This window comes from Segnochrobactrum spirostomi, from assembly GCF_009600605.1.
In the GTDB taxonomy this organism is placed as follows: Bacteria; Pseudomonadota; Alphaproteobacteria; order Rhizobiales; family Segnochrobactraceae; genus Segnochrobactrum; species Segnochrobactrum spirostomi.
Map to the genome: position 1 here is coordinate 3,146,226 of NZ_VWNA01000001.1, position 13,437 is coordinate 3,159,662.

At 70.9% G+C, this 13,437-nt stretch carries 11 protein-coding genes; all 11 read left to right on the forward strand.

Going from position 1 to position 13,437, the window contains the following annotated elements; translation table 11 throughout:
• Position 1: 1 nt before the first annotated feature.
• From rsmH to murB, 11 genes are read left to right on the forward strand one after another with little or no spacing between them, the layout of a single operon-like run.
• Positions 2-1,006: a 16S rRNA (cytosine(1402)-N(4))-methyltransferase RsmH gene (gene rsmH / locus F0357_RS14270; RefSeq protein ID WP_153483054.1), complete on the forward strand. Its 1,005-nt coding sequence runs from the start codon at positions 2-4 to the stop codon at positions 1,004-1,006.
• Positions 1,007-1,009: 3 nt separating this feature from the next.
• Positions 1,010-1,444 carry a cell division protein FtsL gene (gene ftsL, locus F0357_RS14275; protein WP_153483056.1) on the forward strand — a complete coding sequence of 145 codons (435 nt, stop codon included), beginning with the start codon at positions 1,010-1,012 and terminating at the stop codon, positions 1,442-1,444.
• 7 nt (positions 1,445-1,451) lie between these two features.
• Entirely contained in the window at positions 1,452-3,194 is a 1,743-nt protein-coding gene (locus tag F0357_RS14280) for a peptidoglycan D,D-transpeptidase FtsI family protein (protein ID WP_153483063.1), read from the forward strand.
• A gap of 12 nt (positions 3,195-3,206) precedes the next feature.
• The gene (locus tag F0357_RS14285) at positions 3,207-4,679 is read left to right on the forward strand and encodes a UDP-N-acetylmuramoyl-L-alanyl-D-glutamate--2,6-diaminopimelate ligase (protein ID WP_153483072.1); all 1,473 of its coding nucleotides are present in this window, start codon (positions 3,207-3,209) and stop codon (positions 4,677-4,679) included.
• Positions 4,676-6,109 carry a UDP-N-acetylmuramoylalanyl-D-glutamyl-2,6-diaminopimelate--D-alanyl-D-alanine ligase gene (locus F0357_RS14290; protein ID WP_312861598.1) on the forward strand — a complete coding sequence of 478 codons (1,434 nt, stop codon included), beginning with the start codon at positions 4,676-4,678 and terminating at the stop codon, positions 6,107-6,109. The genes F0357_RS14285 and F0357_RS14290 overlap by 4 nt, the downstream gene beginning before the upstream one ends.
• Before the next feature lie 5 nt (positions 6,110-6,114).
• Positions 6,115-7,197, forward strand: a complete 1,083-nt coding sequence (mraY, locus tag F0357_RS14295) for a phospho-N-acetylmuramoyl-pentapeptide-transferase (protein ID WP_153483076.1) — start codon at positions 6,115-6,117, stop codon at positions 7,195-7,197.
• A gap of 49 nt (positions 7,198-7,246) precedes the next feature.
• Complete coding sequence (gene murD, locus F0357_RS14300) at positions 7,247-8,629, forward strand: UDP-N-acetylmuramoyl-L-alanine--D-glutamate ligase (RefSeq protein WP_312861599.1); 1,383 nt, start codon at positions 7,247-7,249, stop codon at positions 8,627-8,629.
• Complete coding sequence (locus F0357_RS14305; protein WP_153483079.1) at positions 8,629-9,789, forward strand: FtsW/RodA/SpoVE family cell cycle protein; 1,161 nt, start codon at positions 8,629-8,631, stop codon at positions 9,787-9,789. The genes murD and F0357_RS14305 overlap by 1 nt, the downstream gene beginning before the upstream one ends.
• Positions 9,786-10,913, forward strand: a complete 1,128-nt coding sequence (gene murG / locus F0357_RS14310) for an undecaprenyldiphospho-muramoylpentapeptide beta-N-acetylglucosaminyltransferase (protein WP_153483083.1) — start codon at positions 9,786-9,788, stop codon at positions 10,911-10,913. The genes F0357_RS14305 and murG overlap by 4 nt, the downstream gene beginning before the upstream one ends.
• Positions 10,910-12,325 carry a UDP-N-acetylmuramate--L-alanine ligase gene (gene murC / locus F0357_RS14315; RefSeq protein WP_153483091.1) on the forward strand — a complete coding sequence of 472 codons (1,416 nt, stop codon included), beginning with the start codon at positions 10,910-10,912 and terminating at the stop codon, positions 12,323-12,325. Before murG ends, murC begins: the two co-directional genes overlap by 4 nt.
• The gene (gene murB / locus F0357_RS14320) at positions 12,325-13,278 is read left to right on the forward strand and encodes a UDP-N-acetylmuramate dehydrogenase (protein ID WP_153483101.1); all 954 of its coding nucleotides are present in this window, start codon (positions 12,325-12,327) and stop codon (positions 13,276-13,278) included. The genes murC and murB overlap by 1 nt, the downstream gene beginning before the upstream one ends.
• Positions 13,279-13,437 lie beyond the last annotated feature (159 nt).

The following is a 13,437-nucleotide window of genomic DNA, read 5'->3' on the forward strand; positions in this document are numbered from 1 at the left end:
GATGGCGGCCTCCGACGCGCTCGCGTCTCCCCACAAACCGGTCATGCTCGCCGAAGTCCTGGCTGCGCTTGCGGCCGGGCCCGGCAAGACGGTCGTCGACGGCACCTTCGGGGCCGGCGGCTATACGCGTGCGCTCCTCGCCGAGGGCGCGGACGTGATCGCGATCGACCGCGATCCGACCGCGATCGCGGCCGGGCGCGCGCTCGAGGCCGAGAGCGCCGGCAGGCTTCGTCTCGTCCATGGCCGCTTCTCCGAGCTCGACCGCCATGCGGAGGCGCTCGGCGTCGCCGCGGTCGACGGCGTCGTCCTCGATGTCGGCGTCTCGTCGATGCAGCTCGACCGCGCCGAGCGCGGCTTCTCCTTCCGCCTCGACGGTCCGCTCGACATGCGGATGGCGACCGACGGTCCGAGCGCCGCGGATCTCGTCAACAACGTGGACGAGCGCGACCTCGCTTATCTCATCTCGACCTTGGGCGAGGACCGCAAGGCGCGCTTCATCGCCCGCGCCATCGCCGAGCGGCGCGCCGAGCGCCCGTTCGAGCGCACCCTCGACCTCGCCAATGTCATCGAAAAGGCGGTGTTCAAGGCCGGCGACGCCATCCACCCGGCGACGCGCACGTTCCAGGCGCTCCGCATCGCGGTCAATCACGAGCTCGACGAACTCGGCGAGGCGCTCGCCGCCGCCGAGCGGCTGCTCAAGGCTGGCGGCCGGCTGGTGGTCGTGGCCTTCCACAGCCTCGAAGACCGCATCGTGAAGCGCTTCCTCGCCGACCGCACGCGCGATCGTCCGGGCGGTTCCCGCCACATGCCCGAGACCACCGTGCCCGAGCCGACCTTCCGCCTCGTCGACCGCGGCGCGGTGGCGCCGAGCGAGGCCGAAATTGCCGAAAATCCCCGCGCGCGCTCCGCCAAGCTGCGCGCCGCCGAACGCACCGACGCGCCCGCCCGTCCGCTCGATCTCGCGGCGATCGGCGTGCCGCATGTGCGCCTGAAAGGATGGTCCTGAGCCATGCCCCGTATTCCGATTGGCCGGCTTTTCACCGTCCTGCTCGCGCTCGCGACCGTCGTGGCCGCGGCGGTGGTGTTCAACGAAAAGCGGGAATCGGCGAGCGCCGCGACCCAGGTGGTGCGGCTCAAGCGGGCGATCGCGCGCGAGCAGGATCGCATCTCGGCGCTCAAGGCCGAGTGGAGCCTGCTCGATCAGCCCGAGCGGCTCCAGGGCATCGTGACGAAGTACGACGGCGTGATGAACCTGCAACTGCTCGATCCGAAGCAGATCGGCACGCTCGAGGACGTGCCGGGCAAGGCGCCGGCCGGCGCCGATCCCTCGGTCGCGCTCGCCCAGCCGGGCGCCGCGGTCCCGCCGACAGCGAGCGATCTCCCCGACCAGGGCGAAACCGTGGACGAAGGCCCGGGCGCCGTGACCGGCGGCGGCAACGAGTGAGGGCGGCATGACGACGATTTCCGCATCGCCCCAGTTCTTCCAGCCGCCGCAGCGCCGCCGCAGGAGCGCGATCGGTGGCGTCCTTAGGGGGCTCATCTGGACGCGCGCCGCGAGTGCCGCCGCGGCCCGCTCGCGCGTCACCGTCGTGATGCTGGGCTTCATGCTGTTGTTCTGCGTGTTCGTCGGTCGGCTCGTCTATTTCGGCGCGCTGCCGGAACACGGCTCCGCCGCATGGCGCTCGGCGCAGGATTCGATCGCCGCCGCGCGCCCCGACATCCTCGACCGCAACGGCGACATCCTCGCCACGGACATCCGCTCGGTGTCCCTGTTCGCCGAGCCGCGCAAGGTGCTCGACGCCGACGAGGCGACGGAACTCCTCGCCTCGGTGCTGCCGGAGTTGGGTGATTCCGCCACCCGCGCCAAACTCGCCTCCAACGCCGGCTTCGTCTGGCTGAAGCGCGAGCTGTCGCCGGCGAAGCAGCAGCAGATCCACGATCTCGGCATCCCGGGCATCGGCTTCCTGCAGGAGAACAAGCGCTTCTATCCGGGCGGCAACGTCGCGGCCCACGTGCTTGGCGGCGTCAACGTCGACAACCAGGGCATCGCCGGCCTCGAGAAGACGATCGACGGCCAGGGCCTCGCCGATCTCCACGCCCTCGGCTTCGCCCAGAACGAGGGCCTCGCGCCGGTCAAGCTTGCGCTCGACCTCAAGATCCAGCACGCCGTTCGCGACGAGCTCATCCAGGGCATCCAGCGCTATCACGCGCAGGCGGCGGTCGGCATCGTACTCAACGTCCGCACCGGCGAAGTCGTCGCCATGTCCTCGGTGCCGGACTTCGATTCCAACGACCCGACCGAAGGGCTCGAGAAGGACAAGATCAACCGCGCCACCGCCGGCGTGTTCGAGCTCGGCTCGGTGTTCAAGATGTTCACCATCGCGGCCGCCCTCGACACCGGCGCGACGACCCTGAGCTCGGTCTACGACGCTTCGGTACCGCTGCGGATCGGCCGCTTCACGATCCACGATTTCCACGGCAAGCACCGGCCGCTGACCGTGCCCGAGGTGTTCATCTATTCCTCGAACATCGGCACCGGCCGCATGACCCTCGCCATGGGCGGCTGGCGTCAGTTCGAATATTTCAAGCGCTTCGGCTTCACCCACAAGCTTCAGACGGACCTGCCCGAGGTGGGCGCTCCGATCGTGCCGCGCCAGTGGAAGGACATCACCGCGGTCACCGCCTCGTTCGGCCACGGCATCTCGGTGAGCCCGATGCAGGCCGCCGCCGCGGCCGTGGCGCTCGTCAACGGCGGCATCTACATTCCGCCGACCTTCTTCCCGCGCACCGCCGAAGAGGCCGCCAAGATCGGCACCCGTGTGGTGTCGGCGCGCACCAGTGCGGAGATGCGCTACCTATTCCGCCTCAACGTCGAGAAGGGCTCCGGCCGCAAGGCCAACGTCCCGGGCTACGATGTCGGCGGCAAGACCGGCACGGCCGAGAAGGTCATCCACGGCCGCTATTCGAAGGATCAGAACCTGAACTCCTTCCTCGCCGCCGTGCCGATGGACAATCCGCAATATGTCATTCTGACGGTGCTCGACGATCCGCGACCGGAGACGCCGGGTGCGGGCCGTTCCTCGGGCGCCAACGTGGTGCCGCTCGCCGGCAACATCCTCCGCCGCATCCTGCCGATGCTGGGCATCCAGCCGAAGCCGGATACTCCGGCCGAATCCCTTCTCGCTGCGAACTGAGCCCGAGGACCGATGCTGCTCGCCGACCTCGCCCCGGACCTTCTCGCCGATCCCGCCGCCGGGCGGATCGCGATTGACGGTCTCACCGCCGACAGCCGCAAGGCGGGCCCAGGCGTCCTGTTCGCCGGCCTGCCCGGCGTCAAGGTCGATGGCGCGGCGTTCGCCGCGGCGGCGGTGAAGGCGGGATCGCCCGCGGTCCTCGTCGGGGCCGACGCCGTCGTGCCGGCCGATCTCGGCGTGCCGGTGCTGCGCGATGCCGATCCCCGCCGCCGCCTCGCCTTGATGGCGGCGCGCCTGCATGCCCCGCAGCCGGAAGTGGCCGTCGCCGTGACCGGCACGGCGGGCAAGACCTCGGTCGCCGCCTTCACCCGGCAGATCTTCGAGGCGGCCGGCCGCACCGCGGCGAGCGTCGGCACGCTCGGCATCGTCACTGCTGCCGGCACCCGCTACGGCAGCCTGACGACACCCGACCCGATCACCCTCCATGCCGATCTCGCCGCGCTCGCCCGCGACGGCGTCACCCACGTGGCGATGGAGGCTTCGAGCCACGGCATCGAACAGCGCCGCCTCGACGGCGTTGTGTTTCGCGCGGCCGCGTTCACCAATCTCGGCCGCGACCACATGGATTATCACGCGACGCCCGCGGATTATCTGGCGGCCAAGCTGCGCCTGTTCGAGACCCTGCTGCCCGATGGTGGCGCGGCGGTCATCGATCCCGATGCGCCGGCGGCCTGGCGGGTCGCCGAGGTGGTCCGCCGCCGCGGCCTGCGCCTGTTCACCGTCGGCGCCGACGGCAAGGACCTGCGTCTCGTCTCCGTCACCCCGGACGGCACCGCGCAGCGCCTCGTGATCGAGGCCTCCGACGGCCGGCACGAGGTGCGCCTGCCGCTCCTCGGCGATTTCCAGGTGACGAACGCGCTCATCGCCGCCGGCCTTGCGATCGTGGCCGGCGTCGCGCCGGCTGCCGCCATCGCCGCGCTCGCCGGGCTCGAAGGCGCGCCGGGCCGGCTCGATCTCGTCGGCCGCACGGCGGAGGGCGCGCCGGTCTTCGTCGATTATGCCCACAAGCCCGACGCGCTCGAGGCGGTGCTGACGACCCTGCGCCCGGTGGTGAGCGGCCGGCTCGTCGTGGTGGTCGGTGCCGGTGGCGACCGCGACCGCGGCAAGCGTCCGCTGATGGGCGCGATTGCGGTGCGTTGCGCCGACGTCGCCATCATCACCGACGACAATCCCCGCAGCGAGGAGCCGGCTACGATCCGTGCCGAGATCCTTGCCGCCGCCCCCGGTGCGATCGAGATCGGCGACCGGGCGGAGGCGATCCGCCACGCCGTCGCCATGCTCGGTCCGAACGATGCCCTGGTCGTCGCCGGCAAGGGCCACGAGACCGGGCAGATCGTCGGTTCGACCGTGCTGCCGTTCTCCGACCACGAAGAAGTCGCCAAGGCGCTCGCCGCCCATGGGCCAGCCACGGGAGCCACCGCGTGAGCGCCCCCCTCTGGAGGATCGAGGCGATCCGGGCCGCGACCGGCGGCCGGCTCGTCGGCGCGCTCGATGGTCCGATCGCGGGCCTTTCGATCGACAGCCGTACCGCGGCGCCCGGTGAAATCTTCTTCGCGATCCGCGGCGAGCGGCTCGACGGCCACGATTTCGTCGCCGACGTGCTGACCAAGGGCGCCGCGATCGCGGTCGTCGCCGAGGACAAGCTCGCCGCTCTGCCGCCCCACGGCCGCTATCTGATCGTGCCGGACGTGCTCGCGGCGTTGGTCGATCTCGCCCGTGCCGCCCGCGCCCGCTCGGCCGCCGGCATCGTCGGCGTCACCGGCAGCGTCGGCAAGACCTCGACCAAGGAGGCGCTGCGCGCCGCCCTCGGGGCCTGCGGCTCGGTTCACGCCTCTGCGGCGTCATTCAACAACCATTGGGGCGTGCCGCTGTCGCTCGCCCGCCTGCCGGAGGATGCGCGCTTCGCGGTCTTCGAGATCGGCATGAGCGCGCCCGGCGAGATCACGCCGCTGACCCGTCTCGTCCGCCCCCAGGTCGCCATCATCACCACGATCGCGGCGGCCCATGCCGCGAACTTCCCGAACGAGGAAGCAATCGCCGACGCCAAGGCGGAGATCTTCCTCGGCCTCGAGCCGGACGGCGTCGCGATCCTCAACCGCGACAACCGCCATTTCGAGCGCCTCGCCGCCGCGGCCCGCAAGGTCGGCGCCACGATCGTCAGCTTCGGCGAGAGCGCGGAGGCCGACGTGCGGCTCCTTGGCGTCGATCTCGACGCCGAGCATTCCGACATCCGCGCCTCGGTGAGCGGCCGCGAGATCGCCTACCGCCTCGGCGCGCCGGGCCGGCATCTCGCCCTCAACAGCCTCGCCATCGCTGCGGCGGTCGATGCGCTGGGCGCCGATCTCGCGCTCGCGATGGGAAGCCTCGCCGGCGCCGCTGCGCCGGTCGGTCGTGGGCGCCGTCTCACGCTGGTGCCGCCCGGCGGCGGCACCTTTCTCCTCATCGACGAGGCCTACAACGCCAACCCCGCCTCGATGCGCGCGGCCTTCGCCGTGCTCGCGCTCGCGCCGGTAGGGGCGGGGGGGCGGCGCATCGCCGTGCTCGGCGATATGCTCGAACTCGGCGCCGAATCCGCGGCGTTGCACCGGGCGCTCGCCGCCGATCTCGAGGCCGCCGGCATCGATGTTGTGCATTGCTGCGGCCCGATGATGCTCGAACTCTTTCGAGCCTTGCCTTCGTCGATGCAGGGCGCCTATGCGGAGACCTCCGCAGTGCTCGAATCGGCCGTGGCTGCGGATCTGCGCGCCGGCGACGCCCTCATGGTGAAGGGCTCCAACGGCAGCCGGATGGGGCCGCTCGTGACCAGCCTTGCAACGCGTTTTGCGGCCCCGCCTGCGGGCCGACCGGGGGATTGAGACGAATGCTCTTTTTTCTGGCCAGCCTCAGCGAGCATTCGATCGCCTTCAACGTCTTCCGTTACATCACCTTCCGCACCGGCGGGGCGATGATCACGGCGATGCTGTTCGCCTTCCTGTGCGGGCCACGGCTCATCGCGGCGCTGCGGGTGCGCCAGGGCAAGGGCCAGCCGATCCGCACCGACGGACCGCAGAGCCATCTGAGCAAGAAGGGCACGCCGACGATGGGCGGCCTGCTCATCCTGTCCGGCCTCGTGGTCTCGACGCTGCTCTGGAGCAATCTCACCAACGCCTATGTCTGGGTGGTGCTGATCGTCACCCTCGGCTTCGGCCTCGTCGGCTTCTATGACGATTATCTCAAGGTCACGAAGCAGACTCACAAGGGGTTTTCCGGCCGCGTGCGCCTGCTCATCGAGGCGACCATCGCCGGGGCCGCTGCGATCTTCGTCGCCAAGCTCGGGGCCGGTCCGCTGTCGACCTCGCTGACCTTCCCGTTCATCAAGGAGGTCGTGTTCAATCTCGGCTGGTTCTACATCCCGTTCGCGATGCTCGTCGTCGTCGGCGCCGGCAACGCGGTGAACCTGACCGACGGCCTCGACGGCCTCGCCATCGTGCCGGTGATGATCGCGGCCGGCACCTTCGGCGTGATCGCCTATCTGTGCGGCAACGTCATGTTCGCCGACTATCTGCAGATCCACTTCGTCTCGGGCGCGGGCGAGCTCTCCGTGCTGTGCGGCGCGATCATCGGCGCAGGCCTCGGCTTCCTGTGGTTCAACGCGCCGCCGGCCGCGATCTTCATGGGCGACACCGGTTCGCTCGCCCTCGGCGGCATGCTCGGCGCCATCGCCATCGCCACGAAGCACGAGATCGTGCTCGCGATCGTCGGCGGCCTGTTCGTGCTCGAAGCGCTCTCGGTCATCATCCAGGTCGCCTCGTTCCGCATGACCGGCAAGCGCGTCTTCAAAATGGCGCCGATCCATCACCATTTCGAACAGCTCGGCTGGACCGAGCCGCAGGTCGTCATACGCTTCTGGATCGTCGCTGTGATTCTGGCCCTGATCGGCCTCTCCACGCTGAAACTTCGCTGAGGGGACATCTGTGATCCCGATCCGCGGATATGAGGGGAGACGCCTCGCGGTGCTTGGCCTCGGCAAGGCCGGGCGCTCGGTCGTCGAGGCGCTGCTCGCCGGCGGCGCGACCCCCGTCGTCCATGACGACAATCCGCGCGCCGTCGCCGATCTCGGCCTCGCCGGGGTCGAGCAGGCGGACCTGATCGAAGGCTCCTGGGACGGCATCGACCTTCTCGCCGCGAGCCCGGGCATCACCCACCTCTATCCGACGCCGCATCCGGTCATCGCCCGCGCCTGGGGCGAGGGCGTTCCGGTCGACAACGAGATCGGCCTATTCTTCCGCGCCATCGCGCGCTCCGGCGCCTTCGTCGTCGCCATCACCGGCACCAACGGCAAGTCGACCACGACCGCCCTGATCCGCCATCTCGTCGAGGCGGCCGGCCGTCCCGTGCAGATGGGCGGCAATATCGGCGTGCCGGTGCTCGGCCTCGCCGCGCCGGCCCCCGGCGACGTGGTGGTGCTCGAGCTGTCGTCCTACCAGATCGATCAGGCGCGGCTCATTGCGCCGGACGTCGCCTTGTTCCTCAACCTGACCCCCGATCATTACGACCGTCACGGCGGTCACGGCGGCTATTTCGCCGCGAAGCGCCGGCTGTTCGAGGTCGGCCGGCCGCGCGTCGCGGTGATCGGGGTGGACGAGGCGGAAGGCCGCTTCCTCGCCAATCAGCGCCGCGCTGGCCGCGTGCCCGGCGAGGACACCATCGCCATCTCGGCCGAGCGCCCGCTCGGCGGCCGCGGCCGCTCGTTCAGCCGCGACGGCAGCGCCGTCGTCGAATATCGCGACGGCGACGCGCTCGCCCGCTACGAGCTTTCCGGCATCGGCAGCCTGCGCGGCGTCCACAACGCCCAGAACGCCGCCGCGGCGATCGCCGCCGTGCGTGGACTCGGCATCGCGCCCCCGGTGATCGCCGCCGCGCTGAAAACCTTTCCGGGCCTCGCCCACCGGCTGGAGCAGGTCGGCCGCCGCGGCCGGGTTCTCTTCATCAACGATTCCAAGGCGACCAACGCCGATGCCGCGGCCCGCGCGCTGGCGAGCTTCGGCCGGCTCTATTGGATCGCCGGCGGCAAGCCCAAGGAGGGCGGCATCGAGAGCCTCGCGCCGTTCTTCCCGCGCATCGTCAAGGCCTACCTGATCGGCGAGGCGGCGGACGCCTTCGCCCGGACGCTCGAGGGCCGCGTGCCCTACGTGCTCAGCGGCGACCTCGCGACCGCGACCGCCGCCGCCGCCCGCGATGCCGCGGCGGACGCGGCAGAGGGCGAGGAGCCGGTGGTGCTGCTCTCGCCGGCCTGCGCCTCGTTCGATCAGTTCCCCAATTTCGAGAAGCGCGGCGACGTCTTCCGCGCGCTGGTCGAGGCCCTGCCGGGCCTCTCGAACCCTGGAGGGTCGTGATGGTCAGCCGCACGGATCGCAGCCGCTTCGCCGAGTGGTGGTGGACGATCGACAAATTCCTGCTGATCGCCCTGCTCGCGCTGGTGTTCGGCGGCGTCGTGCTCTCCTTCGCGGCGAGCCCCTCGGTCGCCGACCGCATCGGCGCCCCGACCTACCATTTCGTCCAGCGCCAGGCGGCCTTCGCGATCCCGGCCATCGCGGTGATGATCGGCGTCTCGATGCTGTCGCCGCGGCAGGTGCGCAAGACCGCCTTCATCCTCTACGGGGTGATGCTGCTCCTCACCATCGCGACGCTGTTCTTCGGCACCGAGATCAAAGGCTCGCGGCGCTGGCTGAACCTCATCGGCATGTCGATCCAGCCGACGGAGTTCCTGAAGCCGGCCTTCGTGATCCTGATCGCCTACATGCTCGACGAGGTCGGCAGCCGGCGCTTCGAGATCCCGGGCAAGCCGGTCGCCGCCTTTATCCTGGTGATGACGCTCGCGCCCGTCGTGGCCCAGCCCGATCTCGGGCAGGCGATGCTGCTGTCGATCGTGTGGTGCTCGCTGTTCTTCCTTGCCGGCCTGCCCTGGCTGTGGACGGTGATGCTCGCCGGCCTCGGCGCCACCGGGCTCGCCGGCGCCTACGTGGTGTTTCCCCACGTCGCGGGCCGTATCAACCGCTTCCTCGATCCGGCCGGCAAGGACACCTTCCAGGTCGACACCGCGCTCGACGCTTTCCAGGCCGGCGGCTGGCTCGGGGTCGGTCCGGGTGAGGGCACGGTGAAGCAGATCCTCCCCGACGCCCACACCGACTTCGTGTTCGCGGTCACGGCGGAGGAGTTCGGCCTCATCGTCTGCATGGGCCTCGTCGCCGTGTTCGCCTTCGTGGTGCTGCGCTCGCTCTCCCACGCCCGCGACGAGCCCGACGGCTTCGTCCGCCTCGCCGCGAGCGGGCTCGCCATCCTGTTCGGCGTCCAGGCCTGCATCAACATCGCGGTGAACCTGCATCTGATGCCGGCGAAGGGCATGACGCTGCCGTTCATCTCCTACGGCGGGTCGTCGCTGGTCGCCATCGGCCTCGAGATGGGCTTCCTGCTCGCGCTGACGCGGCGCCGGCCGCGCATCGATGCCGCGCTGCGCTCGCCGGTCTTCCTCACCCGCCGGGAAAACGCAGCATGACGGCGCGCGGCGGGAGGTCGATCCTGCTCGCCGCCGGCGGCACCGGCGGTCACCTTTTTCCGGCGGAATCGCTCGCCCACACGCTCGCCGCGCGCGGCTGGGCTGTGGAACTCGCGACCGACGAGCGGGCCGACCGCTACGGCGCCGCCTTTCCAGCGCGCAAGGTCCACCTGATCTCCGCGGCGACGGTGACGGGCCGCTCGCCGATCGCGCTCGCGCGCACCGGCGCCCGGCTCGGCCGCGGCTTCCTGCAATCGCTCTCCGTCATCCAGCGGCTGAAACCGGCGATCGCCGTCGGCTTCGGCGGCTATCCGACCGTGCCGCCTTTGATGGCGGCCCGCTTCCTCGGCGTGCCGATCGTGCTGCACGAGCAGAACGCCGTGCTCGGCTGGGCGAACCGGCTGCTCGCCCCGCGCGCGGCGGCGATCGCGACCGGCTTTCCCACGACGGGACGGATCGAGCGGGCCCGCGGCAAGCCGCACTTCACCGGCAACCCGGTGCGCCCGGCGGTGCTCGCCGCGGCGGCGGCCGGCGCCCGTTACGTGCCGCCCTCCGCGGTCGGCCCGTTCGATCTCCTCGTCTTCGGCGGCAGCCAGGGCGCCCGGGTGTTCGCCGATCTCGCGCCCGCGGCCGTCGAGCGCCTCGATCCGGCGCTGCGGAGCCGCCTGCGCGTGGTCCAGCAGGCGCGCCCCGAGGACGCCGAGCGCACCCGCGCCGCCTATGCCGCGCTCGGGGTCGCAGCCGAGATCGCGCCCTTTTTCACCGATATGCCGATGCGCATGGCGAACGCCCACCTCGTCGTCTGCCGCTCCGGCGCCTCGACGGTCGCCGAACTCTCGGTGATCGGCCGCCCCGCGATCCTGGTGCCGCTGCCCCATGCGCGCGATCAGGATCAGGCGGCCAACGCCCGCGTCCTCGCCGAAGCCGGCGCGGCGTGGCCGATCGCCCAATCCGCGCTCGATCCCGATCGGCTCGCGCGGGAAATCACCGACCTTTCCGGCGCGCCCGAGCGTCTCGCCGCGGCCGCCGAGGCTGCGCGGGGCACCGGCCGACCGGACGCCGTGGAGCGGCTCGCCGATCTCGTCGAAGAGATCGCCGCTCCGAAGCCTGGAGATGCCTCATGAAGATGCCCCGCGACATCGGCCCCGTTCATTTCGTCGGTATCGGCGGCATCGGCATGAGCGGCATCGCCGAGGTGCTGCACAATCTCGGCTATCCGGTGCAGGGCTCGGACATCGCCGAGAGCGCCAACGTGGCGCGGCTGCGCGCCAAGGGCATTCCGGTCACGATCGGCCATGACGCCGCGAATCTCGGGGCGGCGACGGTCGTCGTGGTCTCCTCGGCGGTGAAGCGGGACAATCCGGAGCTCGTCGCGGCGCGCTCGCGGCTCCTCGCGGTGGTGCGCCGCGCCGAGATGCTCGCCGAGCTGATGCGCTTCAAGCAATCGATCGCGATCGGCGGCACCCACGGCAAGACGACGACGACCTCGCTCGTCGCGGCCCTGCTCGATTCCGGCGGGCTCGACCCGACCGTCATCAACGGCGGCATCATCAACGCCTACGGCACCAACGCCCGCCTCGGCGCCGGCGAGTGGATGGTCGTCGAGGCCGACGAATCCGACGGCACCTTCGTCAAGCTGCCCGCCGACATCGCCGTCGTCACCAACATCGATCCCGAGCACCTCGACCATTATGGCTCGTTCGACAAGGTCCGCGAGGCGTTCCGCCAGTTCGTCGAGAACGTGCCGTTCTACGGCTTCGCCGTGATGTGCCTCGACCATCCGGAAGTGCAGAGCCTCGTCGGCTCGATCGAGGACCGCCGCGTCATCACCTACGGCTTCAACCCGCAGGCCGACGTGCGATGCACCCTTCTCGAGGCGACCCCCCGGGGCAGCCGCTTCGACATCCGCATCCGCGACCGCGTCAGCGGCGAGGAGATCGTGATGTCCGACCTCACGCTGCCCGTGCTCGGCCGCCACAACGTCTCGAACGCGAGCGCGGCGGTCGCCGCCGCCCACCGCATCGGCATCCCCGAGAGCGCGATCCGCCGCGGCCTCGCCAATTTCGGCGGCGTGAAGCGGCGCTTCACCCTGACCGGCACCTGGAACGGCGTCGACGTGTTCGACGATTACGGCCACCACCCGGTCGAGATCGCCGCCGTGCTCAAGGCGGCCCGCGAGGCGACCCGCGGCCGCGTGCTCGCGGTCGTTCAGCCGCACCGCTACACGCGCCTGCAAAGCCTGTTCAAGGATTTCTGCACCTGTTTCAACGACGCCGAGACGGTGATCGTGGCCGACGTCTACGCGGCCGGCGAGGCGCCGATCCCCGGCGTGAGCGGCGAGGCCCTGGCGCAAGGGCTGCGAACCAGCGGCCACCGCGAGGTGATCCACCTGCAGGCCCCGGCCGATCTCGCGGGCCTGGTGCGCTCGCGGGTCAAGCCGGGCGACATCGTCGTCTGCCTTGGCGCCGGCAACATCACCCAATGGGCCTACGCGCTCCCGAAGGACCTCGCGGCGCTCGATGGCGAGGCGGCCTGATGGCCGGCGCCGACATCCTCGCCGCCCTCGGGTCGGCCCGGGACAAGATCCGCGGCGCGCTGACGCCCGATGCGCCGCTCGCCGATTTCACCTGGTTCCGCGTCGGCGGATCGGCGGACCTCCTGTTCCAGCCGGCGGATGAAGCGGACCTCGCGGTCTTCCTCGCCGCGCTGCCGGAGACCATCCCCGTCACCGTGATCGGCCTCGCCTCGAACTCGCTCGTTCGCGACGGCGGCGTCGAGGGCGTGGTGATTCGGCTTTCGGCGCGCGGCTTCGGCGGCGTCACGATCGAGGGCGATCTCGTGAAGGCCGGCGCCGCGGCGCCGGACGTCAAGGTCGCCCGCGCCGCGGCGGATGCCGCGCTCTCCGGGCTCGCCTTTTTCCGCGGCATTCCGGGCTCGATCGGCGGCGCCTTGCGCATGAATGCCGGCGCCTATGGCGGCGAGACCAAGGATACCTTCGTCGAGGCCCGCGCGCTCGACCGGGCGGGCCGGCTCGTCGTACTCGACGGCGCGGCGATGGGTTTTCATTACCGCCATTCCGACGCGCCGGAAGGCCTCATCTTCACCGAGGCGACGTTCCGCGGCGTGCCGGACGACCGCGAGACGATCCTCGCGGCGATGGAGAAGATCACGGATTCGCGGGAGGCGACCCAGCCGGTGAAGAGCCGGACCGGGGGCTCCACCTTCAAGAACCCGCCGGGCGGCAAGGCCTGGCAGCTCGTCGATCAAGCCGGTTGCCGCGGCCTCCAGGTCGGCGGCGCGCAGGTGTCCGAGCTGCACTGCAATTTTCTCATCAACACCGGCGGCGCCACCGCCGCCGATATCGAGACGCTCGGCGAGACCGTGCGCAAGCGCGTCTTCGAGACCGCCGGCGTCCGGCTCGAGTGGGAGATCAAGCGGTTCGGCCGCTGGGCGGACGGCGAGACGATCGAGCCGTTCCTCGGGGCGTGAGCCCGCGCCGCGCACACCGCCCTTCACCCTCCCCTGCTAGGGGGAGGGTCGGCACGCCGAAGGCGTGACGGGGTGGGGTCGGCGCCGAAGGCGCCGCGCGGCGGACGAGACCGAGGGGTCGTTCTCGTGGCGCGGACCCCACCCCGCCGCTCCGCGGCG

Bases quoted from the DNA above. Each gene is read 5' to 3' on its own strand.
- rsmH (WP_153483054.1), top strand. From the start codon at position 2: ATGGCGGCCTCCGACGCGCTCGCGTCTCCCCACAAACCGGTCATGCTC.
- ftsL (WP_153483056.1), top strand. From the start codon at position 1,010: ATGCCCCGTATTCCGATTGGCCGGCTTTTCACCGTCCTGCTCGCGCTC.
- F0357_RS14280 (WP_153483063.1), top strand. From the start codon at position 1,452: ATGACGACGATTTCCGCATCGCCCCAGTTCTTCCAGCCGCCGCAGCGC.
- F0357_RS14285 (WP_153483072.1), top strand. From the start codon at position 3,207: ATGCTGCTCGCCGACCTCGCCCCGGACCTTCTCGCCGATCCCGCCGCC.
- mraY (WP_153483076.1), top strand. From the start codon at position 6,115: ATGCTCTTTTTTCTGGCCAGCCTCAGCGAGCATTCGATCGCCTTCAAC.
- F0357_RS14305 (WP_153483079.1), top strand. From the start codon at position 8,629: ATGGTCAGCCGCACGGATCGCAGCCGCTTCGCCGAGTGGTGGTGGACG.
- murG (WP_153483083.1), top strand. From the start codon at position 9,786: ATGACGGCGCGCGGCGGGAGGTCGATCCTGCTCGCCGCCGGCGGCACC.
- murC (WP_153483091.1), top strand. From the start codon at position 10,910: ATGAAGATGCCCCGCGACATCGGCCCCGTTCATTTCGTCGGTATCGGC.
- murB (WP_153483101.1), top strand. From the start codon at position 12,325: ATGGCCGGCGCCGACATCCTCGCCGCCCTCGGGTCGGCCCGGGACAAG.